Origin of the sequence: Bradyrhizobium sp. USDA 4541 (genome assembly GCF_024171085.1) — a bacterium.
GTDB lineage: Bacteria > Pseudomonadota > Alphaproteobacteria > Rhizobiales > Xanthobacteraceae > Bradyrhizobium > Bradyrhizobium australafricanum.
Genome location: NZ_JALJZF010000001.1, coordinates 4776420 through 4801735, shown reverse-complemented (window position 1 = coordinate 4801735; position 25316 = coordinate 4776420). Strand labels below are relative to the sequence as shown.

The following is a 25316-nucleotide window of genomic DNA, read 5'->3' as shown; positions in this document are numbered from 1 at the left end:
CGACGTGGCCGGCAGGCTGCGGGCTAATCTGCATGCTGCTGGGGTGGATCGTACTTCATTTTGTTCAAGACAAGCTTGTTCTCTCCGTGACGGGCAGTCTAATGATGCTTAGTGCCTCTTTCTTCACCGGATCGTTTATCGGCTTTATGGCCGGGACAGTGAATCGGGTTTGAAGCGCCGCAATCAAGGCAAGCGAAAAGCGCATCAGGCTATGGCCGCCGACAAGCTGCCGTGGCTTTGGCATCGTCCTGTTGATGTCCCTGTTTTGGCCCCAACCCGGACATGTCCGCACGCTCGCGGAGTGTCCATTGGCTGATTGCGTCGCTACCGCCGCGCGAGATTGAGCCTTCAGCACGGCGCCGGTGGCAGCGTTACCGGCGCTGCTATTTCGTGAATCTCGGCCTTGTGGATGTGGGCGGCGTTGGCGCCGCGGGCTGAAGATTGAACGTCAGCCAGACGTTCCAGCCTGCTGGCCGATTTTCATTGGCGAATTCGCCATAGCCCTTCAGGTTCAGATATCCCTGCATGTCTCCGACCGGGAAAATGTAGCCGACCTGCGGGCCGACACCGGCCACGCGCGACCGGAAGCAGCCGACGCGATCGCCGGAGCCGCTGTCGCAGCCGAGCTGCTGATAGAGGTAACCGACGAGGCCGACCTGCCACTGCTTGGTCAGGAATTGCGATGCGCCCCAGTCGAGGTGCATGTCGACGCCGCTTTGATATTGGGTGGAGGGGTTGACGAAGTTGTAGGTGAATCCCAGCACCGTCGAAAATTCATGCCCGGTCTTTGGATCGAAATAGGTGTAGCCGCCGCCCGCGTCGACCGCCCAGTGCCCAAGCCCCAGATTCGCCAGGCGGCCCGACTGATAGGCGCCGACCGGAAGGTCGGCGGTAACGTACGTCATGTAATTGTTGACACCGGCATTCCAGCGCAGCGCGAACTGCGGGATCAGGTCGCCGAATGCAATGAGCGAGCTGTCGATGCTGTCAAACCGGGAGAAGGGGAACGTGCCGCCGCCCGGTCCTGTCAACGTCCCAACGAGCGATCCCGCCAGCGACGTGGAGTTGGAGCCGTAGGTCGCCAACAGGCTGGCAGAGGCCTGACCGCCCAGCACCGGCGTTGCAAAGGTATAGGTCCCGGCGACAAGTCCAAGGTTCACATTCGCATTGACGCTCGCGTTGACGTTGGCCGTCAGATTCGCGGGAAAGCGACCAAGCGTGATTTCGCGCGACCGCGCCACGTCGCCGCCGGCGGAAACGGAGGTGTGATAATAAACCGTGGTCACCGACCAGCCCGGCGCCTGCTGCGGAACGGCCGCGAGGCTGCCAAAAAATCCGGGTATCCAAAAGCTGATGCCATTTTCATCGGCGCGAGCCGGTTGGGTGGAAAGCACCAGCAGAGCGGCAAGCGCCCCAACACTCAAACGCCACCGCGAAAAAAATCTGCGTCCCAAATTCGGTTTAAAGCGCCGCATCGCCGATTCCCCGACTCTCGCGATCCCACCATTGCCGGCGGGGTAGAAATTCGGAAAGAATAAGCTGACGCCGCCGTTCGTCCACGCGAATTCGGCACACTTGAGTTCAGCCGGAGGTTTATTGGAAGGTTGTGTCTATGACGCCACAACCTTGGCACTTTTTGCATAGTCATCAGGACTCTCCACAAGGAACGGGCGGCCTGGCTCGATTGATCTAGATCAATGGGAGAAGGTTGTGCCGCTGCGAACGTGCCACCGCCTCAGATGTTCGATTGTCATGTTGACTAACTAAGGTGTTAAGCCGCGCTCCTCCCCGGCAGAATCGACGCTAGGAAGCTGCCGAGAGATTCCGGGGGGCGACGCTCGTAATTTTGAAAACTCGTTCATTGCGAGTAGCCCATGCACGACGTTGGCGTTGCGGCAGGCATACCTCTGTCGGATGGGCCCAGCCAAAGGGGCATGATCTGGATTCCGGGCGGCACGTTCCGCATGGGCTCAGACAGGCACTATGCCGAAGAGGCGCCGGTCCATCGCGTCTCGGCGAGCGGCTTCTGGATGGACCGGACGCCGGTCACCAATCGCGATTTTCGCAAGTTCGTCAACGCAACCGGCTACGTGACGTCAGCGGAGACGCGGCCTGACGCCAGGGACTATCCAGGCGCACTGCCGCACATGCTCAAGGCAGGCTCGCTGGTTTTCACGCCACCGAAGCGTCCGGTCGATTTGCGCGATTGGTCGCAATGGTGGAATTTCAAATTTGGCGCCAACTGGCGCCGGCCATATGGCCCCCGCAGTTCGATCAGCGGCCTCGACGATCATCCCGTGGTCCACATTGCCTATCGCGATGCCGAGGCCTACGCGATATGGGCTGGCAAGGACTTGCCGACCGAAGCCGAATGGGAGTTTGCCGCGCGCGGCGGCCCCGACGGAGCCGAGTTCGCCTGGGGCGACGAGCTGATGCCCGGCGGCAGGCCAATGGCGAATACCTGGCAAGGTGTTTTTCCATACCAGAATCTTACTGACGATGGTCACGCGCGCACCTCGCCGGTGACGGCGTTCCCGCCGAATGGCTACGGCCTTCATGACATGATCGGCAACGTCTGGGAGTGGACCACCGATTGGTGGTCCACCAGGCATGCGCCCGACGCGGCCAAGGCGTGTTGCGTTCCTCAGGATCCACGCGGCGGGCGAGAGCAAGACAGCCACGATCCGTCTCTGCCCAAGATCAAGATTCCCCGCAAGGTTCTCAAAGGCGGCTCGCATCTCTGCGCGCCGAACTACTGCCGTCGCTATCGCCCGGCTGCGCGCCATGCGGAAGCGGTGGATACGTCCACGAGCCATGTTGGCTTTCGATGCATCATAAGGAGCAAGTGATGAGCGACGACAAGGATAACGCCTCACGCGATATGAGCCGTCGAAATGTTTTGCTCGCGACGACAAGCCTGGCGGCGGCATCCGCATTAGGCGCCGCCGCATCGGTCGAAAAGGCTCTGGCCCAGGCGCAGCAGGCACCGAGCGGACAGCGGCCCAATATCGTCGTCATCATGGGGGACGATATCGGCATCTGGAATATCGGTGCTTACCATCGTGGCATGATGGCCGGCCGGACGCCGAACCTCGACAAGATCGCCGCAGAAGGCATGCTGTTTACCGATTATTACGCCGAGGCGAGTTGCACCGCAGGCCGCGCCAACTTCATCACCGGCGAGCTACCGATCCGTACCGGCATGACAACGGTCGGCCAGGCCGGCGCCCCCACAGGCTTGCCGGCGGAGGCTGTGACCATTGCCACCGCGCTCAAGGGCATGGGCTATACCACCGGCCAATTCGGCAAGAACCACCTTGGCGACAAGAACGAATTTCTGCCGACCGTGCACGGCTTCGACGAGTTCTTCGGCTATTTGTATCACCTCGACGCGATGGAAGATCCGGCTCACCCTGCCTATCCGCAGGAGCTGTTGAACAAGGTCGGCCCGCGCAACATGATCCATTCATGGGCGACCAATGTGGACGACGCCACCGTGGATCCCCGCTGGGGCAAGGTCGGCAAGCAGAGGATTGAAGACGCCGGAACGCTCTATCCCAAGCGGATGGAAACGGTGGACGATGAAATCCGAGACTTTGCGTTGAGTTTCATTGAAAAGGCTAAAGCAGACAACAAGCCGTTCTTCTTGTGGCTCAATCCGACCCGCATGCACATCGTCACGCATTTGTCGCCGAAGTACGAGGCGATGCGCAACTCCAAGAACGGCTGGTCGATTCATGAAGCCGGCATGGCGCAGCTCGACGACGATGTCGGCCTCGTCATGAAAAAACTCAAGGACATGGGCGTGGATGACAACACCATTGTCATCTTCACCACGGATAACGGCACCGAGGTCTTCACTTGGCCGGATGGCGGACAGACGCCTTTCGCGCAAAGCAAAGGTACGGTCATGGAAGGCGGCTTCCGCGCGCCGGCGATGATCCGCTGGCCGGGCAAGGTGCCGGCGGGCAAGGTCGAGAACGGAATCATCTCCGGTCTGGACTGGTTCCCGACCTTGCTGGCGGCTGCCGGCAATCCGAACATTGCCGAGGAACTGAAGAAGGGCAAGCAGATCGGGGATCGCACCTACAAGTGCCATCTGGATGGCTATAATCAGATGGACATGATCACCGGCAAGGGGCCGTCGAACCGGCACGAAATCTGGTACTTCGGCGAGAGCGAGCTGGGGGCCGTGCGCATCGACGACTACAAGTATCGCTTCATCGACCAGCCCGGGGGTTGGCTGGGCGAAAAAGCCAAGGTTGACGTGCCCTACCTGATCAACCTCCGCCTGGATCCGTTCGAGCGAACGGGCTGGCCCGATAGCGGGACCAAATACGGCGCCCAACAATATTTCGACTGGTTCAAATATGAATTCTGGCGCTTCGTGTTCGTTCAACAGGAGGTCGAGAAGCTGGCCATGACCGCAATCGAGTTTCCGCCGATGCAGAAGGGCGCGAGCTTCAACCTCGATGCTGTGAAGGCGAAAATCGAGGCCGCCAGGACGGCAATGGCAAAATGAGATTCATGATCGTGTTGGGCGGCGTCCATGCCGCCCAACACCGTCTCGCCTTTCGGCCGGCGTTCGACCAGGCGATTTGACACGTGGGGGCAGCTCAGGGACATTCTTCTAATGTTCCGAAATTGCGCACGATGCCATTGAGGACGCGGCGGTCATTCGCTCGTCGCACGCCGCGCGGCTTGTTGGGCAGCATCGGCTCGGCAGTCCGGCTCAATCAGGCGCTGACCGACGGCGATTGGTCGCTATGCCCCCAAAGCGGATGCATTGTGTTCACATCGAGTTCTTCAGCTTCTGACCAAAGCGGTCGCGAGACCCGGTTTTGGCCCGAAGTACCAAGGGGCTCTCCGTTGATCTAGATCAAGGGAACAAAGCGGCGCTTCCATTTCGATCCCCCAATGGTTGTACAGCGTCGGGTGAGCGGGGTGACACCTCTCCGTACCACACGTTAGCGGAGGCGTCCGAAAGCCCAAGCGGGTAACAGAAGGAGAGGCATCGATGAATCGTCGTCAGCTTTTTCTTTCCACCGCAAAGGGCGCGCTTGCGTCGGCACTCGGTTGGTCCTGGCTTCGCGAGTCGGCGCAGGCTCAGGAAGTGCTGCCGCTTCCGCAGCCGCCATTCAAGGGAAAAATCGGCACCACCTATAAGGACTCGTTTCCAGACAAGATACCGATCATTAGTGCACCAAGCGGCGCGCCGAACGTCCTGCTCGTTCTGATCGACGATTGCGGCTTCGGACAATGGGGGACTTTCGGCGGCCAAATCCCCACCCCGAACCTGGACCGGCTCGCAAAGGCCGGATTGCGCTACACGCGCTTCCATACCACGGCGCTATGTTCTCCAACGCGGGCCGCGCTGCTCACCGGCCGTAATCATCATTCCGCCGCAACAGGCAACATCACCGAATTGGGCGACGGCTACCCCGGCTACAGCGGACAAATTCCAAACAGCGCCGCCATGGTGGCCGAGCCGTTGCGCCAGCATGGCTACAGCACAGCCTGGTTCGGCAAGAACCACAACGTTCCGGATTGGGAGACCAGTGTGTCGGGCCCCTATGACCGCTGGCCAACCCGGCAGGGATTTGATCACTTCTACGGTTTCTTGGGGGGCGAAGCGAACCAGTGGACGCCGGCGCTCTATCGCGACAATACGCCCATCGAGATGGAGGTCCCGAGCGGCCGGAAAGCCGATTACACCCTGAATGAAGCCCTCGCCGACGAGGTGATCAGTCACATCAACAAGCAAAAGTCGGTGACACCGGACCGGCCATTCTTCATCTATTACGCGCCCGGTGCCACGCACGCGCCTCATCACGTGCCGAAGGAATGGATCGACAAGTTCAAGGGACAGTTCGATCAGGGGTGGGACAGATATCGGGAAGAAACATTCCAGCGGCAATTGGGCCTCGGCGTGATCCCTGCCGGCACCAAGCTGACCCCGCGGCCGGCGGAGATTCCTGCCTGGGATTCCCTTTCCGCTGATCAGAAGCGCATCGCCTCGCGGCTGATGGAGACCTTCGCCGCCTACACGGCCCAAACCGACTTTCATGTTGGGCGCGTCCTCGATGCTCTGGAAGCAGTCGGCCAAACGGACAACACGCTGATCTTTTGGGAGATTGGCGACAACGGCTCCTCGATGGAAGGTACCCTCAATGGCACCTTTAACGAGATGGTCGGCGTTAACGGTCAGCAGGAGGACCCGAGCTATATCCTGGCGCATCTCGACGAGATCGGCGGTCCCAAGTCCTACAATCATTTTCCCGTGGGATGGGCGTGGGCGATGGACACACCGTTCCAATGGGGCAAGCAGGTCGCCTCGCATTTCGGCGGTACGCGCAATCCGCTCGTCATCTCATGGCCCAACAGGATCAAGGACAAAGGCGGCATTCGCACTCAATTCCATCACGCGATCGACATCGTTCCAACGATCCTGGAGGCTGCTCAGATCGAGCAGCCGTCGTCGGTCAACGGCGTTGCCCAAAAGCCGATCGAAGGCGTCAGCATGGTTTACACCTTCGACAACCCGAAGGCCGAAGAGCAGCGTCGCGTTCAATATTTCGAGATGTTCGGCAACCGTGCGATCTACAGCGACGGATGGGTTGCGTGCGTCCGCCATGGACGGCTGCCTTGGCAAAACATCGGCTCGTATGATTTCGCCAACGACAAGTGGGAGCTTTACCGAATTGAGAGCGACTTCAGCGAGGCCAACGACTTGGCGGCTCAGGAGCCCAAGCGTCTGCGCGACATGCAGGACCTGTTCTGGGTCGAGGCAGCAAAGTACGAGGTGCTCCCGCTGGACGACCGGTTCATCGAGCGCGCCGACCCGAGCTTGCGTCCGAGCCTGATCGCGGGCCGCACCGATTTCACCTATTACCCCGGCGCCACGCGGATTCCCGAAAGCTCATCGCCCAACGTAAAAAATCGCTCGCACAGCATCACGGCGTATGTCGATGTCCCGCAAGCAGGCGGTGATGGCGTGTTGGTCGCGGCCGGCGGCCTCGTTGCCGGCTACGCTCTCTACGTCAAGGACGGTAAGCCAACGTACGAATACAACTGGTTTTCCCTGCAGCGCTACAAAATCACGAGTTCGGAGAAGCTCGCACCCGGCCCCGCAACCATTCGCGTGGATTTCAAGTACGACGGCGGTGGGGTTGGAAAGGGTGGCGCGGTCACGCTTTTTGTCAACGACAAGAAGGTCGGAGAAGGTCGGGTCGAAAAGAGTGTCTTGGGCCGGTTCTCGGCCGATGAAACTTTCGACATCGGGTTGGATACGGGATCGGCGGTCAGCGATGATTACGCGTCGCCAAATCCCTATACCGGCAAACTCCGAAAAGTGGAGATTCACCTCGCCCCGGTGAACCACACCGAAAACGACATCAAAACGATCCGCAAAGCGGAGTTGGCTGCTCGGTCAGCCATCGAATAGGGATCGATGAGATCGAAGCGAAAGTCAGGAGGTTTGTTGGGTCGCGGTCCATGTCGGCTTGTGGCCCCCCTCCTCGAACCTCCGGCGAGGTCCGCCTTCTCGCGGCTGTCGGGGTGAGAACGGACATCAAGCGTCCCTCATCCAGCACCGATTTGTGAGTACACGGTCCACCTGATTGGTCAGGTGCCACCATCGAGGCAAAGCCGCGGGCAAAAGAATGCGGCCAAAGCGATGTTCGGCTAGAGGCGATTCCGTTGCGGCTGCATCCGACGCACCTCGCGCTCGATACTGGCGGCGACCAGCGGCGCCTTGTCGGCGGCGATGGGCGGGGAAAACACGAAGCCCTGCACCAAATCGCAATCGAGCCCGCCGAGCACGTCCAATTCGGCGGACAATTCGGCGCCCTCCGCCACGACCGTCATGCCGAGCCCGTGCGACAGGGCGATGATGCCGCCGAGCAGCTTGCGCTTCTCCGGCGCGGTGGAAATGCCATCCACGAAGGCCCGGTCCACTTTCAGGCAGTCGAACGGCAGGCGCGTCAGATAGCCGAGCGAGGAATAGCCCGAGCCGAAATCGTCCAGCGCCAGCCGGGCGCCCAAGCCGGACAGCGCCGTGAGCGTGCGACTGATCCGTTGCTCGGTATGATCCACAAACAGGCTTTCGGTCAGCTCCAGGCAGAGCAGCTCCGCCGGAAAGCCAGTCTCCGCCAGGATGGCCGAGACCGCGGTCTCGAAATCCACGCTCCAGATCTGCGCCGGCGAGACATTGACCGAGATGGAGCGCGGCGGCAGCCCGGCATCCAGCCAGGCGCGGCCCTGCCGGCAGGCCTCGCGCAGCACCCACAGGCCGAGGTCGACGATGAGGCCGGAGCTTTCGGCGATCGGAATGAACTCCGCCGGCGAGATCGGCCCGCGCTCGGGATGGGTCCAGCGCAACAGCGCCTCGAAACCGGTGACGCGGCCGGTCTTCAGATCGACCTGCGGCTGGTAATGGGCCTCGAGGGCGCCGGCCTCCACGGCGTGACGCAGATGGCGCCCGAGATCGAGCCTTTCATCGACCGCCTGCGCGTAGACCGGCTCGAACAGTTGCGCCCGGCCGCGCCCGGCCTCCTTGGCCATGTAGAGCGCGAGGTCCGCGTTGCGCACGGCGGTCTCCGCGGTCGCGCCGTGCTCCGGCAGGCGGGCGATGCCGATGGTGGCGCCGACCGAGGCCTCGCCCTCGGCGAGATCGACAGGGCCGGACAGTTTGCCGACGAGCCGGTCGGCAAGCCCGGTCAGCGCGGCGTCGGACGTGTCGCATCCTTCCGCCAGCACGGCGAATTCGTCGCCGCCGAGCCGGGCGATGAAGGCGCGCGGCCCCAAGTCCTGCCGCAACGCAGCCGCCACCTTGATCAGCAATTCGTCACCGGCGGCATGGCCGAGGGAATCATTGACCTCCTTGAAGCGATCGAGGTCTATGAGCAGCAGCGCACCGGTCCGGCCTCCCCGGGCGCAGCCTTCGGTCAGGGCGGCGAGCTGGCGCGTGAACAGCGCGCGATTGGCAAGGCCGGTCAACGGATCGCTGTAGGCGAGCTGCTCGAGCTGGCGCTCGGCTTCCTTGCGCTCGGTGACGTCCTGCACGGTACCGATGATGCCGATGACCTTGTCGTGGGCAACCTCCGCCTTGCAGATCACAGCCAGATCGCGGGGCATGCCGTCCGCGTGCAGGATGCGCAGGTCGGTGGCCTCGGTCCGGCGGGTGCGCAGCACCCGTTTCTGCACGTCCCGGAAGCGGTCGGCGTCGCCGTCCAGGAAATAAGGTCCCATGTTCTCGTCGGTCGGCTCGAACGTGTCGGGCAGGCCGAGAAGCTGGTAGAGCTCGGGCGCCCAGATCGTGCGGCCGCTGTCCAGCCGAAAGCTCCAGGTGCCGATCTTGCCGAGGCGGTGGGCCTCCTCCAGCGCCCGCGTGCGCTGGTCGAGCAGCGCCTTGGCCGCCCTGAGCTGGGTGATGTCGCTGGAGGTGCCGCGATAGCCGAGAAAGCTGCCGTCATCGGCGAAGATGGGCTTGCCGCTGGTGCAGATACTGACGCGCGAGCCGTCCTTGCCGATCAGCGTATAGGTGAAGTCGCGAAAAGGGCGATGGGCCTCCATATCGGCCCGGTGCCGCGCCATCGCCTCCCCGTCCTCGGGTGCATAAGTCAGCTCCCAGCGCGCCTTCCTGCCAGCGGCCACCGTCTGGAACGCCGCATTGCCGGCAAGCGATTTGGGATAGGGCAGCAGCCGATGCTCGGCGTCGGTCTCCCAGCACCAGTCCGAGGCGGTCGAGACAAAATCGGCCAGCCGTTGCTCGCTCTCCGCCAGGCGCCGCAGCGCGGAGGTCTCCTCCGTGACGTCGCGGACGATGCCGGACACGCGTCGAACCTGGCCGTCCGCGTCGAATTCCGGCTCGCCATGCACCACGCAGTCGAGCAGGCTGCCATCGAAACTGCGGAGTCTCGCGCGCACCGCATAGGGCCGCCCCTCCGCCCAGCAAGCCGCGTAATGCGCCTCCAGGAGCTTCCGGCTTTCGGGCAAATAGCGCTCGCGCACCGTGGCGATGGGGATGTAGCCGTCGGCGGTGTCGAATTCGTAGAAGGCGGCGAGCTCGGGCGATATCCAGAGATCGGTCGCGGCGGCACTCTGCGACTCCCAGTAGCCCATGCGGGCCAACCGGATCGCACAGCGCAGCGATCGCTCCTCATGCCAGCGGCGACGCGCTTCCCGGGTCGGGGCCTGCCCTTGCGACAATTTGCGAGCGGCCATCGGTCCCCAACTCAACGCTAGCGTACGCAGCTAACAGGCTAGCATAGAGCGTCACAACCTTGGAGCGACGGCGGTGACGAGATGGGGCTCTTCCGCTTCTTTGGTGTAGTTTCGGTGAATTCTGCAACCGGCAGTCGGCGCCCGGCCCTAAAGCGCGACGTGATTGGGTTGAATCGTCATCGCGCTTTAGCTCTTTGTTTGAGCATGACCTCCGCGCAAACGCGTCCCGCGTTTGTCGCGAGGGAAAACCGCTTCGCACTTTTCCGGATCATGCATTAGCGCAGCACCGGCATCTTAACGGATCCGCACCAGCTCCAGGTCGAAGTCGCCGGTGACGGCGGTCTCGATCTGGCAGCGCGAGAGTCCGATATCGCGCAACGCCCGGTCATCGAGCTGGCGCAGCGTCTTGATCGCCTCGCGGCGCACCCAATAGGTCGCGAGCGCATCGCCCCACACTCGGAGCAATCGGAGCAATCCGCTCAATGTACTAGGCCGCGCGGGCGCTGCGGCGGCTGAGGATATCGCTGACATTGTCATCTCTCCTTCGCTGCCCATAGACAAAGCTACGCCGTTGACGCAAATGCTGTTTCAGCGCCTGCGTCGCCGGGACCTCGGACTGCTTGCGCACTCCTCGGTGCAATCATGGGCTTGTTCCCTCTTAAATGATCCGGTACATTGCTCGGAGCAAGTAAAACATTGCTCTCGGTGCAATAATGTCGAGGTTCGAGTATCTGAAGCTGGCGGATGCGGTGGCCGCCGAGATCGCCAGCGGCGCGCTGAAGGCGGGCGACCGGCTGCCGCCGCAGCGTCATTTCGCCTATGACCGCAACATCGCCGTCTCGACGGCGAGCCGGGTCTATACCGAGCTGTTGCGGCGCGGGTTGGTGGTCGGTGAAGTCGGCCGCGGCACTTTCGTGTCCGGCGAGGCACGCCGCGGCATCACGGCCCCGACCGAACCGCGCGGGGTCCGCATCGACCTTGAGTTCAACTATCCGCTGCTGCCGCACCAGGCGACGATGATCGCCAAGAGCCTCGAAGGACTGGAGCGGCCCGAGGTGCTCGAGGGCGCGCTGCGGCCGGCGACCAGCTTTGGCACGCGGGCGGCACGCACCATCTCCTCGGAATTTCTGGCGCGCAAAAGCTGGACGCCAAATCCCGACCAGATCGTGTTCACCGCCAATGGCCGGCAATGCATCGCCGCCGCGCTCGCCGCCGTGGTGCCGCCCGGCGGACGCTGCGGCGTCGAGGCGCTGACCTACCCGTTCGTCAAGGGCATCGCGGCGCGGCTCGGCATCTCGCTGGTGCCGCTCGCGATGGACGAACACGGCGTGCGGCCGGATGCGGTGCAGAAGGCGCATCGCGAGGCGCATCTCTCCGCGATCTACGTCCAGCCCACGATCCAGAACCCGCTCAGCATCACCATGCCGCCCGAACGCCGCGCCGAGCTGCTGCGCGTGGTGGAGAAGCTCGGCCTCATCGTCATCGAGGACGGCGTCTACGGATTTCTCGACGATGAGGCGCCGCTCGCCGCGCTGGCGCCCGACAGCTGCATCATGCTCGACAGCCTGTCGAAGAAGGTCGCGCCGGGCCTTGCGCTCGGCTTCATCGTGTCGCCGCCGCGGCTGCGCGAGAGCATCATGGCCGCGGTGCGCTCGGGCGGCTGGACCGCGTCGGGCTACGCCTTCGCCGCGGGGCAGCGGCTGATGGCCGACGGCACCGCCGCCGAATTGTCACGGCTGAAGCGGATCGATGCCGGCCGCCGCCAGCTTCTGGCGGCCAAGCATCTGGCCGATTTCGAAATCCAGACCAATCCGAAGTCGTATCATCTCTGGCTGACCTTGCCGCCGCATTGGCGCTCGCAGACATTGGTCGCGGCCGCGGCGCGCCGCGACATCGCGCTGACGCCGTCGACCACCTTTGCGGCCACGCCGGGGCACGCGCCCAATGCGGTGCGGCTCGCACTCGCCGCACCGCCGATGGAGCAACTCGACCTCGGCCTGCGGACACTGGCGGGAATGCTGAGCGCGACCGAAGAGGATTTTGACTCGACGGAGTGACATCGCACCTTCACTCCGAAGCAGCGCCGCAGTCCAGAATTGGATAGGAGTGGCACTCGCAGCGGCCCATTTCCAGTGAGCGCCAGGGCATCAAAAGCCACAGGCCGCATACGTCTTTCTCACGAGACGAAAATGCGCGCCCTCGGCTACGAAGTCCACATCCATGCACTGGTTACCTTTGCGATACTCCCCGATCACGCCGCACTGCAGATATTCGAGGTTTATCCGCCAGCGCTTTTCTTGCGGCGAGTAGGTCGCAAAGTCGTGCTGCGCGACCGGCGTTCCCCTGCAGATTCCGGCAACGTATCGCCGCACGTCGGGCGGCAGATTGTCGACGTGATTGGGATCAAGCGGATCATGTTTGTTGCCCACGCTGCCCTTGGAAAGAGCCGGCGGGATGCTCAGGAGCACAAGGCACAGAGCCAAAAATGGGGTCCGGATTGTCATCTGACGCTCCAGCCAAAAGCAAATCCGTCGCCGAGTTTACAGCGCGTTGCTTACAACCCGCTTACAGTCCGGCCGCGCGAACCGCTTCACCGATTGCGAACCGCCTTCGGCAGCAGCGCATCGGGCAATTGATCGAAGCTGTAGCGCCGCGGCCGATTGCGCGTGACGAAACCGCCGACCTGCCAGGTGAACAGCGCCGCAAAGCCGACCAGGAACAGCGCCCCCATCCAGTTCGAGGTCAGCAGCGCCGTCAGCAGCAATCCGATCATTGCCACCGCAAGGCAGGCCAGCAGCGCCAGCGCGGCGGTGTACGTCTTCGGTCCGAGGCCTCCGACCAGCCTGGCCGTGCTGCCCGCCGCCTGCATCCGGCGATGCAGTTCGACGATGAAGTCGCGGTAGAGATGGCCCTGCGGCGCCACCAGCGTCGCGGTCTGCCAGGTGGTCGAGAGGATCGCGATCCGCCCGCCCCTGGCGTTGTCGATGTCGGCGCGAAACCGCTGCTGCTGCATCGAGACCGGGCGATAGGACAATTTCACCGCGGAGATGTCGGCATAGTCCCACACGCCCGACCTGCCGGCGATCCGCCACGACAGCCCGTCCTCGGTCAGCTCGAACTGGTGCGCCGAGCCGATCAATGAGGCCTTGTAGGCGTAGCGCAGCGGCGAGCCCTCGCCTGCCTCCGATCGATCCTGCAACGTTGTTGGCAAGCCGCCGTTCCACCCGTCCAAATCCATCCACGCGCTTGCGCGGGACGTCACGGCTATCCTACAAGCGAGCCATGCCCGAGACGACCTATTTTCCGCGCTACCTTATCCTCGGCGGCGCGATGATATCCGGCGTGCTGCTGGCGCTTGCCGTGCACATGCTCGGCGCGCGCTACGGGCTCGATCTCGGCGGCCTGTGGCGCTCCGACAGCCACGAGTTCATGCCGGCGGGCGCCGCGATTGCGTGGTGGCTGATCGCGACCGTCGGATTTTCGGGCGGCTACTTCACCGCCAATCTGATGCACAGCGCGGTGGCCGGCCAGATCCCGCAGCGGATGCGTAACTTCCTGATCGTCGTCGGCGTGCTGATGCTGGCCGGTGCCGGCCAGGCCGCGTCGGCGCCGAGCATGGTCTCGACCATATCCGCCGTGCTCGCAGGCCTTGCCGCCCTGTGCCTCGGCGCATTGATGGCGTTCTGCGGCGCCTATTTTGCCCTGCGCAAGAGCTGAGCTAGCCCTCCAACTCAGGCGACCGACCGTTCCGGCACCCTGCGCAACATCTTGGCGACGTCGGCTGCCGGTCGCGGCGGGCTGAACAGATAGCCCTGCGCCTGCGTGCAGCCCTCCCGACGCAGCAGATCGAACTGGGTATCGGTCTCGACCCCTTCGGCTGTCGTGACGATGCCGAGGCTCTTGCCGAGGCCGGTGACCGCGCGCACGATCGCCATCGAGTCCTCGCGTGTCGCAAGGTCGGTGACGAAGGACCGGTCGATCTTGATCTTGTCGAACGGGAAGCTGCGCAGATAGCTCAGCGAGGAATAGCCGGTGCCGAAATCGTCCAGCGAGATGCGGACGCCGAAGCCGCGCAGCTCATGCAGCACCGCGAGCGTCGCCTCGCTGTTCTGCAGCAGCACCGATTCGGTGATCTCGAGCTCAAGCCGATCCGCCGACAGGCCCGATGCTTGCAGCGCCGCCTTCACCGACGACACCAGGTTCGGGTTCTTGAACTGCACCGGCGAGAGATTGACGGCAACCGCGACGGCCTCGGGCCAGCCCGCGGCATCCGCGCAGGCCTTGCGCAACACGATCTCGCCAAGCGGAACGATCAGCCCGGTTTCCTCGGCGACAGGAATGAAATTGTTCGGCGCGATCAGGCCGCGCAGCGAATGGTTCCAGCGCGCCAGCGCCTCGAAGGCGACGATCCGATCGCCCGCGACATCGCGGATCGGCTGGTAGTAGACCTCGAACTCGTCATGCTCGAGCGCGAGCCGCAGGTCGCGCTCCAGCAGGCGGCGCGCCTGCGCACGCGCATCCATCCCGGTCTCGAAGAAGCGATAGGTGCCGCGGCCGTCGGCCTTGGCGCGGTACAGCGCGAGATCGGCCTTTTGCAGCAATTCGTCGGGATCCTTGCCGTCCTCGGGCGCGAGCGAGATGCCGATGCTGACGCCGATCACGAGCTGATGGCCGCTGATCTCGTAGGGCGCGGCGATCCGCTCGACCACGAGACTTGCCAGCGACGACACGACGGACGGCTCGCAATTGCTGCAGAACTGCACGATGGCGAATTCGTCGCCGCCAAGCCGCGCCACGGTGTCGTGCTCGGTGACGCATTCGCCCAGCCGGCGCGCCACTTCGCGGAGCAGCGCGTCGCCGATCGGATGTCCGAGCGTGTCGTTGATTTCCTTGAAATGATCGAGATCGAGACAGAGCACGGCCAGCTGGTCGGAACGCTTGGCCAGTCTCGAGGCCTTCTCGAGCTGCTCGCGGAACAGCGTCCGGTTCGGCAAATTGGTCAGCGCGTCATGCCGCGCCATGTGTGAAATCTGTTCCTGGGCCTGCTGCCATTCGGTGATGTCCTCGAAGGTCGCAACCCAGCCGCCGCCCTTCATCGGCTGGTCGACGACACGGATCGCGCGCTCGTTGCGGCTGACGATCCGCGTCGCGCTGTGGCCGGCCTTTGCCTCGGCGACGAGAGCATTGCAGAACTCCTCGGGATCGCCGTCCCACTCGCCGATGGAATGGAGGTCCTGCAGGACATCGATCAGCAGGCGTCCCTGCAGCGGTATGCGACTGCGCCCCATCATCTCGCTGTAGCGCTCGTTGAACAGCATGATGCGGCCGTCGGCATCGAACATGCACAGCCCCTGCGACATGTTCTCGAGCGCGGTATCGAGCACCACCTTCTGCTTGTGAAGTTCGGTCTTGGCGCGACGGTCGAGGATCGAGGCGATCAGCGAGAGGCCGAGGATCGCGAAGGCCGCAACGGCGGTCATGAACGAGAGCACGCGCGGCGAGACCGTAAGTCCGCCGGAAACGATGGTCGGATCCGGGACGAGCGTCACCGCGCCCATCGCGGTGAAATGATGCGAGACGATCGCGACGGTCAGAAGACCGGTCGCGGCGGCGGTGGTGCCGAAACGTTCGCCACGGGTGGCAACGACGAGCGCGAGCGCGCCGAACAGGCTTCCGAACGCGATCGACGAGGCGACGATGCCGGGCGACCAGACGATGCGCGCGGGCAGCTCCAGCCCGAGCATGCCGGTGTAATGCATCGCCGCGACACCGGCGCCGACGATCGCGCCACCGGCCGCAACCGTCTGCCAGCGTCCATCGAGCGTGGCGACGGCCAATCCGACCGCCAGGATCGCAACCGCGAGCACCAGCGACAGCAGCGTGATGGGAATGTTGTACCCGGCCTCGATGCCGGGATCGTACGCCAGCATGGCAACGAAATGGGTGGCCCAGATACCGCAACCGCCGACCGCCGCATCGAGGCCGATCCAGATCTCGCGGGCCCGCCCCTGCGCAGCGCGGGCACGGTGAAACAGGCTGATCGCGACGGCGCTGGCGAGCAGGCAGATCACCCCGCCGAGGACGACCAACCGCCAGTCATGTTCCAAAGTGAGACAGGTCAGAACGCGATACATATAGGCCCCCTTTATGGACCTATAAGAACAGACGCATTCGTGTAGGAACGGTAACCGCACCGCAGCAAGGTTCCACGCATGGTGAAGAAGCCTTGAATGCAGGCGATCGGGTCAGGGCAACGCGGAGATGCCTCGCTGCGGTTCGTCTCAGCGCCGAGCCTCTGACCATGCGCCGATCCAGATCAGCGCAGCCGCCGCCAGCAACACGCCGGCGGAGATGACGAGGGCCGCATGCAGGCCGGTGATGAAGGCCGCGGACCGGCTGACCATCGAGCCGAACAGCGCGACACCGAGCACGCTGCCGGTCTGCCGGGTCGCGTTCAACACCCCGGCCGCGATGCCGGCATGCTGTGGCCCGGCACTGCCGAGCAGCGCCGATGTCAGGGGCGGCACCAGCAGGCCGAGGCCGCCGCTCATGGCCAGCAATTGCAGGCAGATCGCGAGGTAGCTGGTGCCGGGGCCGATGAACAGCATCGCAAGACATCCGGTGACGGAGAGAGCGGCGCCGAGCGCGATTGTCGCCGGCGCGCCGATCCGCTCCGCGACATGCGGTGCGATCAGGTTGGCGGGCAGCACGGCGCCGAGCATCGGCACGAACGCGAGGCCAGTGGCGAACGCCGACAGCCCGTTGACCTGCTGGAAGTAGAGGCTGAGCACGAAGATCAGGCCGTAGAACGCGACATTGACCAGGAGGCCGACCAGCGAGGTCAGGGCAAACATCCGGTGGCGGAACAGCGAGAGCGGCAGCATCGGCTGCGGCGCGCGCGCCTCACGCCAGACGAACAGCACGGAGAAGACGGCGGCGAGAGCGAAGCCTGCGATCACGAACGGGTTGCCCCAGCCGAGCGCGCCGCCTTCGATCAGCGCGCCGGCCAACATGCCGAGCGCGGCGATCGCCGCGACCTGCCCCGGCAGATCGAGCCGGTGTTGCTGATGACGCGCGGTTTCGCTGGCAAAGCGCCAGGCGAGCCACAAGCCGGCGAGGCCGATCGGCAGGTTGACCAGAAAGATCGCGCGCCAGCCGACCAGCGCGATCAGTCCGCCGCCGACGAACGGGCCGGCGGTCAGCGCAAGGCTCGCGCCCGCGGCCCAGACACCGACCGCGCGTCCCCGCGCCTTCTCGTCTTCATAGGCATGGCGGAGCAGCGCCAGCGAGTTCGGCACCAGGATGGCCGCGGCCAGCCCCTGCGCGCAGCGGGCGGCGATCAGCGTCGCCGCATCAGGCGCGACCGCGCAGGCAACCGATGCCGCGGTGAAGATCGCAAACCCGGCCATGAAGATGCGCTTGGCGCCGATCCGGTCGCCGAGCGCGCCCGCGGTCAGGATGAAGGCCGCAAAGGCAATCGTGTAGGCGCTGACCACCCATTGCAGTTCGACAACGCCGCCGCCGAGCGAGGCGCCGATCGCGTTGAGCGCCGTGTTGACGATGGTGACGTCGAGCTGCACGACGCCATAGCCGAGACTCATCGCGGCGAGCGTCAACGTCGCCGCGAGCCCGCTCGTTTGCTGATGCGACGTTGCGCGGCGGCCCGGCATGTGCCGGACGTTCAGGGATGTCTGTTGCATGGTCTTGTCCTTGCTCTCGGCAACCAATGCGAGACATAGGCCTTCGTTTCGCCGCAACACTTCGCCACGGATCGAAGTGTGAAATCGCGTGCCTGGCCGTCTATCCGACGGCGGCCCGCTTGCGCGGCGTTTTGCCTCAATAGACCTACGGACCGCCCTCGCGCGGCTCACTGGCCCGAGCGCAGGGCGCATCATGCGCATGCGCGCGTCGACTTCACACTTTGGTAAACGTCACAGCCGGCTCAGCCGTCCCACGCTGACGCATATCGTCCATTCGCCTCGCGCCAATGAACCCGCATCGACGCCGGGACGGCCGCAAAATCGGCAAAAAAGCCTGCGAAACCGCCTAAGCGGCGGAACATGCAGTGGCCCCATCGCGGTCCTGCGACTCACATTCCGCAGAGCGAGAACATATGTACATTCCGCAGAGCGAGAACATATGTAGCCAATATGACAATGACGCTGGACGAGGGCCGAAGGTTGGCTTGTCAAGGGCTGCACAACGCATCGGTTTTGCCTTATGGGTCATCGCGTACGGTGCGTTTGCCCGTCACCCGTCGCCGTCCGTGACCGGGTCCCACTGAAATTTGCCGCCCCGCCGGGAGGATGAATGCTTCGGCTGCTGACCACGCTTGGGCGTGGTTTCAAGGAAAAGATCGGCTGGAAACGGCTCGGGATCGCCGCGAGCGTGTTGATCATCGCGTTCGCGATCACGTCGCTTGTTCACACCCTGAAGGGCGTCGATACCGGCATCATTCTCACCGCGCTCACCAACATCGCGCCGCACCGGATCGCGCTGGCGGCGCTCTGCGTGGTCGGGGCGTTCTGCACGCTGACCTTCTACGACTTCTTCGCGCTGCGCACGATCGGCAAGATCCATGTCCCCTACCGCATCGCAGCGCTGTCGAGCTTCACGAGCTACACGATCGGCCACAATATCGGCGCCACGGTTTTCACCGGCGGCGCGATCCGCTTCCGGATCTATTCCGATTATGGCCTCTCCGCGATCGACGTCGCCAAGATCTGCTTTCTGTCGGGCCTGACCTTCTGGCTCGGCAATTTGTTCGTGCTCGGCTTCGGCATGGCCTGGCACCCGGCGGCGGCGTCGGCGATGGACCTGCTGCCGCCGGCGATGAACCGGCTGATCGCGCTCGGCTGCCTTGCCGGCATCGGCGCCTATTTCGTCTGGCTCCTGACCGGCGTGAAGCGCCGCGAGCTCGGCCAGAACGGCTGGAAGGTGGTGCTGCCCTCGGCCAAGTTGACGCTGCTGCAGATCCTGATCGGAGTGGTCGACCTCGGTTTCTGCGCGCTCGCAATGTACCTGCTGATGCCGACCGAGCCGCATATCGACTTCGTCTCGCTGGCGGTCGTGTTCATCCTGGCGACGCTGCTCGGCTTCGCCAGCCACGCCCCCGGCTCGATCGGCGTGTTCGACGCCGCGATGCTGGTGGCGCTGCCGGAGTTCAGCAAGGAACAATTGCTGGCGACGCTGGTCGTGTTCCGCATCCTCTACTTCCTGATCCCGTTCGGGATTTCGATCTCGATCATGGGCATGCGCGAGCTCTGGCTCAACGTGGTGCAGCCCTGGCAAGAGCGGAAACGACTAAGCCAAGCCTGCACGGCTTCGGCGACCGTGCGGCAACCGATCGAAAGCCGGCAGCAGCGGGTCAGGCAGCTGAAACGGTAACGGACAACGTTATCGGCCCTGTGCGGGCCCCTCGACCCCGGATTTTCGATCCTCGCGGCCGCTTCTCTTATTTTCGCCGTACCGCTCGCGTCAAACCGCGCCATGATTGGCTTTTTGGTTAGATTTTCGTTTCGGGTGACGGTCTGCAGCGTGCTGCTCGGCAGCGCGCTGGCCGCGGTCTTCGCATCGGCCGCGGAGGCGCAGGACAACCAGCTGCAGATCTCCTGGGAGGTCCGCAACCGCTTCCGCCTGTTCCGCGAGGAACGCGACTTCCGCCTGCATGTCGAGAGCGGGCTTGGCCGCAGCGTGCTGGCCTCGGAACAAACGCTGGAACTGCAAAGCGACGGCCGCGGCTGGGCGCGCAACACCGTGAACCGGCTCTGCATCGACCTGCAGGGCCGCGTCAGCGAACCCTGCACGCGCGACAACGTCAAGGAAAGCTATCTGACGCCGATCGATCATCCGATCGTCGTACGGCTCACCGGGCCGGTTCCGGTCGGCGCGACCTGCGCCTGGTCGTTCGACGACGGCGACGGGCCGCAATCCTCGACATTCGATTGCGCCGAGCCGATCAACCTGCGCGTCCGCTACGGCCGCACCACGGTCGCGACCGTCGACGTCGCAAGCGGCTCGGACGCCAACCAGCGCGTGACGACGCAGATCGAGGTACGCGACTTGCTGATCGCGGGCCTCGGCGACAGCATCGCGTCCGGCGAGGGCAATCCCGACCGCGCGATTGCGCTCTCCGACGAGGGGTTCTGCTTCCGCTCCTATCTCGGCGGAGCGCAATATTACCGGCCGAGCCGCGCCGGCTACAAAGGCGGCCGCGCCTGCGAAGCACCGGACACCCTGACCAACTGGCAGCGCCAGAGCGCGCTGTGGCTCAACTCGGCCTGTCACCGGTCGCTGTACAGCTACCAGACCCGCACGGCGCTCGCGCTCGCCGTGCAATATCCGCACATCGCGGTGACCTATCTGCCGCTGGCCTGCACCGGGGCCACCATCGCCGACGGCCTGCTCGGCTCGCAGCAGGCGCGGGAATGCCTGCCGACGAAGACAGCCAACACCTGCTCGGGCACCGTCAACGGCCAGATCGCGGAGCTGCGCACGGCACTCGCCGCCGCCAAGCGCCGTCAGCCCGACCGCACCCTCGACCTCGTGCTGCTGTCGATCGGCGCCAACGACATCTACTTCTCCGGCCTGGTCGCCAACGTGATCGTCGATACTCCGACCGAGCGCACGCTATTCAGCCGCGGCGGCTCGATGGCCAGCGTCGAGGATGCCCGTTCGGCGCTGGCGCGCGACCTGCCGGCCGATTTTGCCAAGCTGCGCGATGCGCTGAAGCCGCTGGTCGGCGGCGATCTCTCGCACGTGATCTACACGGCCTATGCCAATCCGGCGCTGGCCAATGGCGGCGCGCCCTGCCCCGGCGGCCGCGCCGGCTTCGAGATCCATCCCTCGTTCAATGCGGATCCCAACCGCCTCGCGTCGGTCTCGAGCTTCGTGCAGAACGAGTTCCTGCCGCAGCTCAAGGCGATCGCGCAGTGCCAGTCCGGCATCATCTGCCGCAATCCGCAGGCCGACCGCATGACCTTCGTCGATGCGCATCAGGACGCGTTTGCGAGCCATGGCTTCTGCGCACGCGCCTCGACCGATCCGGAACTCGACCGCGACTGCTTCGCCGCCAACGGCGACAGCTTCGTCTCGGACATCGTCGCCGCGGCCAACCAGCCGCTGAAATGCGGCCGCAGCGCCGGTGAATACCGCGCCTATCTGCCCCGCGCGCGCTGGATCCGCGACGCCAATGACAGCTACTTCACGGCGATGACCTACCCGCAGGGCCTGCCGTCCTCGATGCAGCCAAGCGACATCCACGACGCGACATGGGGCATCCTGTCGGCGGTGTATGGCGGCGCGGTGCATCCGAGCGCCGAAGGCCATGCCGCGATGGCCGATGCCGCGGTCCCCGCGGCCGCCACCGTGCTGCAGCTGAACACCGCGGTGCCCGAGGTGATTACCGAGCCGGTCGCGCCACTGCCGATGCCGATTGCACCGACGGGACAGCGCTGAACGCTCACGTTGCCACGCAAGAGCGGAGCACGAGCGTGCGCAGATCGGAGCGTTAGAGAGAAGTGCTAAAGCATGGTCCGGAAAAGTGCGAAGCGGTTTTCCGAAAAGATCATGCTCAAACAAAGAACTAAAGCGCGATGACGATTCAACCTAATCTCATCGCGCCTTAGTGCCGCTTCGTCGCGGGCACCGGCGCCGCCGGCTTCGCCACGGCGGCTTGCGCCGGCAGATATTTGGCGACGATCGCGGGATCGAGTTGGGCCACCGCGGTGTCAGGCAGCCGGGTCCAGACCTCATCCTTGCCGAACAGCGAGATGCCGAGAAAGCCGCGCATGGTCAGCGTCTGACCATCGGCGCTCAACGTCATCTTGGCCTTATAGACCTTGCCGTTGCGCGGATCGAGCACGTTGCCGCCTTCATAGGCGAGCCCGTTGCGCTTCATGTCGCGGATGAGGGGAATGCCGAGCCACGGCATGTCCTTGCGATCGTCGGTGCATTTCGAGCAAACCGGATTGGGCGGGTCGCCGGGCGATAAGAACATCTTTGCGATCATGCCTTCGAACAGGCCATTGCGCTCGATCACCAGGAACCAGCCCTCGGGCTTGCCGTCTTCGATCTTTTGCCACAGACCGGCAGCCGACGGGTCGGCCGCCGAGGCCGCAAGCGGAGCAGCTAGCGCAAAGGCCGTGGCGATCGCGAGGATCAGCCGAAGTCTGGATAGCGTGTTCCGCATCATCATCACCTGATCAATCGACCAACTCGACTACAAGCAGACTACGGCCATTTCACGGAGCGTTCCAGTGCCCGCGCCGCGCAGGAGCCGCGCAGGAAGTGGCCCATGCCCCTGGCATTGGTCTCTGCCCGAGTGAATCAGTTCACCCCGAGCTTCTTCTGCAGACTCGATGACGAGGTTGTGTATTGGAACACCAGCCGCTTGTCCGGATACACGTAGCGGTGCGCCTTCTGCGCCATCAGCGCACCCTCGTGGAAGCCGGAGAGAATGAGCTTGAGCTTGCCCGGATAGGTGTTGATGTCGCCGATCGCGAAGATGCCTGACACGTTGGTCTCGAACGCCGCGGTGTCGACCGGCACCAGATTGTTCTCCAGCGCCACGCCCCAGTTCGCGACCGGGCCGAGCTTCATGGTGAGTCCGAAGAACGGCAGCATCGTATCGCAGGCGATCGTCGAGACCGCATTGTCGTTGCCCTTGAGCGCCGCGCCCGAGAGCTGGCCGTTGGCGCCTTCGAGCCCCGTGACCTGGCCGATCTTCAGATCCATCCTGCCGTCGGCAACGAGCGCACGCATCTGCTCGACGCTGTGCGGCGCCGCGCGGAAATCGTCGCGCCGGTGCAGCAGCGTGATGCGCTTGGCGATCGGATGCAGATTGAGCGTCCAGTCGAGCGCGGAGTCGCCGCCGCCGACGATCAGGATGTTCTTGTCTCGGAATTGCTCCATCTTGCGCACGGCATAAAACACCGACGTGCCTTCATAGGCCTCGATGCCCGGCACCGGCGGGCGCTTCGGCTGGAACGAGCCGCCGCCGGCCGAGATCACGACGACCTTGCACTCGAACTCCTTGCCGGCATCGGTCTTCACGCGGAACAAGGGATCGCCGATCTTCTCGATGCTCTCCACCATCTCGTTGAGATGGAAGGTCGGATTGAACGGCTTGATCTGCTCCAGCAGCTGTTCGGTGAGGCCCTGACCGGTGACGAAGGGAATTCCGGGAATGTCGTAGATCGGCTTCTCGGGATAGAGCTCGGCACACTGCCCACCGATCTTGTCGAGGATGTCGACCAGATGCACCTTCATGTCGAGCAGGCCCAGTTCGAACACGGCGAACAGTCCGCAGGGGCCCGCGCCAATAATCAGCACATCGGTCTTGATCGCTTCGCTCATGTCCGCTTCTTTTCAGTTGAAATCGACTGGACGGCTTTTTCGCCTGTCCAGCCAAGTGGGCCGGATCGCGACATGCATAATAGGGACAGCGGCTGGCGCGGCAACCCCTTGCCGAGCCTGCGCAAGTCGGCTGTATGGGCGGGAAACCGACGGAGATCCCCCTCGTGAATGCCCCTGTTCGTGCTGACGATGCGCCGCGCCTGGAAGACTTTCCCTACCGCCTGTCCGACAATGTGCGCTTTGCCGATCTCGACCCCAACGGGCACGTCAACAACGCCGTCTATGCGAGCTATTTTGAAACCGGCCGCGTCACGCTGGTGAAGGACCGCAGCATGGGGCTGATGCCGGCGGGGCTCGGCTGGATCATGGTGCGCCTCGACATCCATTTCCGCGCCGAGCTGCACTGGCCGGGTCAGATCGAGCTCGGGCTCGGTCTCGTCAAGTTTGGACGCACATCGACCACCTTCGACCAGGTGGTGTTTTCGGAAGGCAGATGCGTGGCGTCGGCGAAGGCGGTCACGGTGATGATCGATGAGGCCACGCGCAGGCCGACGCCGCTGCCGGCGGAGGTCAAGCAGAACTTCCGCCGCTGGGTCCGTCGCGGAGTGAATCCGGACGGCGAATAAGAGATCTTAGGCCTGTCGCTCCGGCGTCGACACGACCAATCCGTCGAGATCGTCGGTCACCTTGATCTGGCAGGACAGCCGCGAATTCGGACGCACGTCGAAGCCGAAATCCAGCATGTCCTCTTCCATCGGTGACGGCGCGCCGACCTTCTCGCGCCAGGCTTCATCGACATAGACATGGCAGGTCGCACAGGCGCAGGCGCCGCCGCATTCGGCTTCAATGCCGGGAATGGCGTTGCGGATCGCGCCTTCCATCACCGTCGCGCCGTTCTCGATGTCAACTGTGCGTTTCTCGCCGGAATGGTCGATAAAGTGGATTTTGGCCATGATTGCTCGTGCTGCCGGAATGCGCCGGACGATGGATGGAAAGGTCCCGGGCAGTCGTATAACGGGTCGGTCCGCACAGCGCTAGCGCGGAGACCGAAAACCTGCCCGCCGGTTGGGATGCCGCCCAAGCTGTCGCGGCGGACCGCCGAGACGCCGGACGCCTAGGAGCGGCCCAGGATCAGCTCGATCGCCGTGCGCGCCTCGGCAATCGCGGCGCCGAGCGCGGCAAGCGGCTGGGCCGCATCGGAACCGCCGCTCAGCGCGGTCTCCAGCTGGGCAGCAGCCTCGGCGACGCCGAAGGCGCCGATCGCCCGCGCCGATCCTTTCAGGGTATGGGCATGGGTCGCCGCCTCGGGCGGCAAGGCGGCCAGTTCACCGAGGATCCGGGCCGACTGGGTCGAGAACATGGCCAGCACTTCCCGCTCGAGGCCCGGATCACCCAGCGTCATGCGCTGAAGATGATCGACGTCGATCGGCCCGGCGCCGGGAGCCAGCGGCGGCGATTGCGTCCATTCGACCCGTTCGAGGTGAAGCGGCATGGCCTGTCCCTGTCGTCTCCGCCGGGCCCTCGCCGGCGGATCGTTGCCCCAGCCAATCACGAAACTGGTTAACGGATTGTTGTTGGGATGATCGGCAAAACCGCCCGATTCTGGACAATTTCCGGACACAATCGGCGCTCTACAGCCGGAATTTCGAGTGCCCATAAGGCCTTATGGCGCAAAGCTGTTAACGATGATTAAGAAAGTATTAATCGCAAGCATTTCATTCGCATCGCTCTCCCAA

Annotated in this window: 19 protein-coding genes; 8 read left to right on the top strand and 11 right to left on the bottom strand. The window is 64.1% G+C overall.

What is annotated here, in order from left to right; translation table 11 throughout:
• Positions 1 to 383: 383 nt before the first annotated feature.
• Complete coding sequence (locus tag J2R80_RS22475; RefSeq protein ID WP_253639446.1) at positions 384 to 1475, bottom strand: transporter; 1092 nt, start codon at positions 1473 to 1475, stop codon at positions 384 to 386.
• A 399-nt stretch (positions 1476 to 1874) separates the two neighbouring features.
• Here J2R80_RS22475 and J2R80_RS22470 point away from each other — a divergent pair, with 399 nt between their 5' ends.
• The 3 genes from J2R80_RS22470 to J2R80_RS22460 all read left to right on the top strand — a co-directional run bounded on the left by J2R80_RS22470 (position 1875) and on the right by J2R80_RS22460 (position 7444).
• Positions 1875 to 2849: a formylglycine-generating enzyme family protein gene (locus tag J2R80_RS22470; protein WP_253639445.1), complete on the top strand. Its 975-nt coding sequence runs from the start codon at positions 1875 to 1877 to the stop codon at positions 2847 to 2849.
• A 32-nt stretch (positions 2850 to 2881) separates the two neighbouring features.
• Positions 2882 to 4522, top strand: coding sequence for an arylsulfatase (locus tag J2R80_RS22465; RefSeq protein ID WP_375162659.1), 1641 nt, complete (start codon positions 2882 to 2884; stop codon positions 4520 to 4522).
• Positions 4523 to 5017: 495 nt separating this feature from the next.
• A complete protein-coding gene (locus J2R80_RS22460; protein ID WP_253639443.1) occupies positions 5018 to 7444 on the top strand; it encodes an arylsulfatase in 2427 nt (808 codons plus the stop codon).
• A gap of 239 nt (positions 7445 to 7683) precedes the next feature.
• Here J2R80_RS22460 and J2R80_RS22455 read toward each other — a convergent pair whose 3' ends face one another.
• Both J2R80_RS22455 and J2R80_RS22450 read right to left on the bottom strand, forming a co-directional pair.
• Positions 7684 to 10224 carry a bifunctional diguanylate cyclase/phosphodiesterase gene (locus J2R80_RS22455; protein WP_253639442.1) on the bottom strand — a complete coding sequence of 847 codons (2541 nt, stop codon included), beginning with the start codon at positions 10222 to 10224 and terminating at the stop codon, positions 7684 to 7686.
• Positions 10225 to 10518: 294 nt separating this feature from the next.
• Entirely contained in the window at positions 10519 to 10680 is a 162-nt protein-coding gene (locus J2R80_RS22450) for a DUF1127 domain-containing protein (protein WP_080583391.1), read from the bottom strand.
• A gap of 257 nt (positions 10681 to 10937) precedes the next feature.
• Between J2R80_RS22450 and J2R80_RS22445 the strand changes: the two genes are divergently transcribed.
• A complete protein-coding gene (locus tag J2R80_RS22445; RefSeq protein ID WP_253639441.1) occupies positions 10938 to 12281 on the top strand; it encodes a PLP-dependent aminotransferase family protein in 1344 nt (447 codons plus the stop codon).
• A 90-nt stretch (positions 12282 to 12371) separates the two neighbouring features.
• On the opposite strand, the gene J2R80_RS22440 is transcribed toward J2R80_RS22445, so the two are convergent.
• Entirely contained in the window at positions 12372 to 12728 is a 357-nt protein-coding gene (locus tag J2R80_RS22440; protein ID WP_253589849.1) for a hypothetical protein, read from the bottom strand.
• A gap of 86 nt (positions 12729 to 12814) precedes the next feature.
• Positions 12815 to 13462 (bottom strand): hypothetical protein, encoded by a 648-nt coding sequence (locus J2R80_RS22435; protein WP_375162605.1) that lies wholly within the window; start codon positions 13460 to 13462, stop codon positions 12815 to 12817.
• Positions 13463 to 13506: 44 nt separating this feature from the next.
• On the opposite strand from J2R80_RS22435, the gene J2R80_RS22430 reads away from it, so the two are divergent.
• Entirely contained in the window at positions 13507 to 13941 is a 435-nt protein-coding gene (locus J2R80_RS22430; RefSeq protein ID WP_076825714.1) for a hypothetical protein, read from the top strand.
• A gap of 14 nt (positions 13942 to 13955) precedes the next feature.
• On the opposite strand, the gene J2R80_RS22425 is transcribed toward J2R80_RS22430, so the two are convergent.
• Together J2R80_RS22425 and J2R80_RS22420 are read right to left on the bottom strand one after the other, a co-directional pair.
• A complete protein-coding gene (locus J2R80_RS22425) occupies positions 13956 to 16358 on the bottom strand; it encodes an EAL domain-containing protein (RefSeq protein WP_253639439.1) in 2403 nt (800 codons plus the stop codon).
• Positions 16359 to 16505: 147 nt separating this feature from the next.
• Entirely contained in the window at positions 16506 to 17894 is a 1389-nt protein-coding gene (locus J2R80_RS22420; RefSeq protein ID WP_253641019.1) for an MFS transporter, read from the bottom strand.
• A 640-nt stretch (positions 17895 to 18534) separates the two neighbouring features.
• Here J2R80_RS22420 and J2R80_RS22415 point away from each other — a divergent pair.
• Both J2R80_RS22415 and J2R80_RS22410 read left to right on the top strand, forming a co-directional pair.
• On the top strand, positions 18535 to 19611 hold the full coding sequence (locus tag J2R80_RS22415; protein WP_253639438.1) for a YbhN family protein: 1077 nt from the start codon (positions 18535 to 18537) through the stop codon (positions 19609 to 19611).
• Positions 19612 to 19713: 102 nt separating this feature from the next.
• Positions 19714 to 21681, top strand: a complete 1968-nt coding sequence (locus J2R80_RS22410) for a hypothetical protein (RefSeq protein WP_375162604.1) — start codon at positions 19714 to 19716, stop codon at positions 21679 to 21681.
• A 166-nt stretch (positions 21682 to 21847) separates the two neighbouring features.
• On the opposite strand, the gene J2R80_RS22405 is transcribed toward J2R80_RS22410, so the two are convergent.
• On the bottom strand, positions 21848 to 22414 hold the full coding sequence (locus J2R80_RS22405; protein WP_253639437.1) for a DUF2147 domain-containing protein: 567 nt from the start codon (positions 22412 to 22414) through the stop codon (positions 21848 to 21850).
• 137 nt (positions 22415 to 22551) lie between these two features.
• Positions 22552 to 23580: an NAD(P)/FAD-dependent oxidoreductase gene (locus J2R80_RS22400; protein ID WP_057016688.1), complete on the bottom strand. Its 1029-nt coding sequence runs from the start codon at positions 23578 to 23580 to the stop codon at positions 22552 to 22554.
• A 164-nt stretch (positions 23581 to 23744) separates the two neighbouring features.
• Between J2R80_RS22400 and J2R80_RS22395 the strand changes: the two genes are divergently transcribed.
• Complete coding sequence (locus J2R80_RS22395; protein WP_076825837.1) at positions 23745 to 24206, top strand: thioesterase family protein; 462 nt, start codon at positions 23745 to 23747, stop codon at positions 24204 to 24206.
• A gap of 6 nt (positions 24207 to 24212) precedes the next feature.
• On the opposite strand, the gene J2R80_RS22390 is transcribed toward J2R80_RS22395, so the two are convergent.
• Positions 24213 to 24533, bottom strand: a complete 321-nt coding sequence (locus J2R80_RS22390) for a 2Fe-2S iron-sulfur cluster-binding protein (RefSeq protein ID WP_016841525.1) — start codon at positions 24531 to 24533, stop codon at positions 24213 to 24215.
• A 161-nt stretch (positions 24534 to 24694) separates the two neighbouring features.
• On the bottom strand, positions 24695 to 25072 hold the full coding sequence (locus tag J2R80_RS22385) for an Hpt domain-containing protein (RefSeq protein WP_076825720.1): 378 nt from the start codon (positions 25070 to 25072) through the stop codon (positions 24695 to 24697).
• Positions 25073 to 25316: the final 244 nt, after the last annotated feature.

What these genes read in the sequence shown, in the direction of transcription:
- J2R80_RS22475 (WP_253639446.1), bottom strand. Translation starts at nt 1,475, where the DNA reads ATGCGGCGCTTTAAACCGAATTTGGGACGCAGATTTTTTTCGCGGTGG.
- J2R80_RS22470 (WP_253639445.1), top strand. Translation starts at nt 1,875, where the DNA reads ATGCACGACGTTGGCGTTGCGGCAGGCATACCTCTGTCGGATGGGCCC.
- J2R80_RS22465 (WP_375162659.1), top strand. Translation starts at nt 2,882, where the DNA reads ATGAGCCGTCGAAATGTTTTGCTCGCGACGACAAGCCTGGCGGCGGCA.
- J2R80_RS22460 (WP_253639443.1), top strand. Translation starts at nt 5,018, where the DNA reads ATGAATCGTCGTCAGCTTTTTCTTTCCACCGCAAAGGGCGCGCTTGCG.
- J2R80_RS22455 (WP_253639442.1), bottom strand. Translation starts at nt 10,224, where the DNA reads ATGGCCGCTCGCAAATTGTCGCAAGGGCAGGCCCCGACCCGGGAAGCG.
- J2R80_RS22445 (WP_253639441.1), top strand. Translation starts at nt 10,938, where the DNA reads ATGTCGAGGTTCGAGTATCTGAAGCTGGCGGATGCGGTGGCCGCCGAG.
- J2R80_RS22440 (WP_253589849.1), bottom strand. Translation starts at nt 12,728, where the DNA reads ATGACAATCCGGACCCCATTTTTGGCTCTGTGCCTTGTGCTCCTGAGC.
- J2R80_RS22435 (WP_375162605.1), bottom strand. Translation starts at nt 13,462, where the DNA reads ATGGATTTGGACGGGTGGAACGGCGGCTTGCCAACAACGTTGCAGGAT.
- J2R80_RS22430 (WP_076825714.1), top strand. Translation starts at nt 13,507, where the DNA reads ATGCCCGAGACGACCTATTTTCCGCGCTACCTTATCCTCGGCGGCGCG.
- J2R80_RS22425 (WP_253639439.1), bottom strand. Translation starts at nt 16,358, where the DNA reads ATGTATCGCGTTCTGACCTGTCTCACTTTGGAACATGACTGGCGGTTG.
- J2R80_RS22420 (WP_253641019.1), bottom strand. Translation starts at nt 17,894, where the DNA reads ATGCCGGGCCGCCGCGCAACGTCGCATCAGCAAACGAGCGGGCTCGCG.
- J2R80_RS22415 (WP_253639438.1), top strand. Translation starts at nt 18,535, where the DNA reads ATGCTTCGGCTGCTGACCACGCTTGGGCGTGGTTTCAAGGAAAAGATC.
- J2R80_RS22410 (WP_375162604.1), top strand. Translation starts at nt 19,714, where the DNA reads ATGATTGGCTTTTTGGTTAGATTTTCGTTTCGGGTGACGGTCTGCAGC.
- J2R80_RS22405 (WP_253639437.1), bottom strand. Translation starts at nt 22,414, where the DNA reads ATGCGGAACACGCTATCCAGACTTCGGCTGATCCTCGCGATCGCCACG.
- J2R80_RS22400 (WP_057016688.1), bottom strand. Translation starts at nt 23,580, where the DNA reads ATGAGCGAAGCGATCAAGACCGATGTGCTGATTATTGGCGCGGGCCCC.
- J2R80_RS22390 (WP_016841525.1), bottom strand. Translation starts at nt 24,533, where the DNA reads ATGGCCAAAATCCACTTTATCGACCATTCCGGCGAGAAACGCACAGTT.
- J2R80_RS22385 (WP_076825720.1), bottom strand. Translation starts at nt 25,072, where the DNA reads ATGCCGCTTCACCTCGAACGGGTCGAATGGACGCAATCGCCGCCGCTG.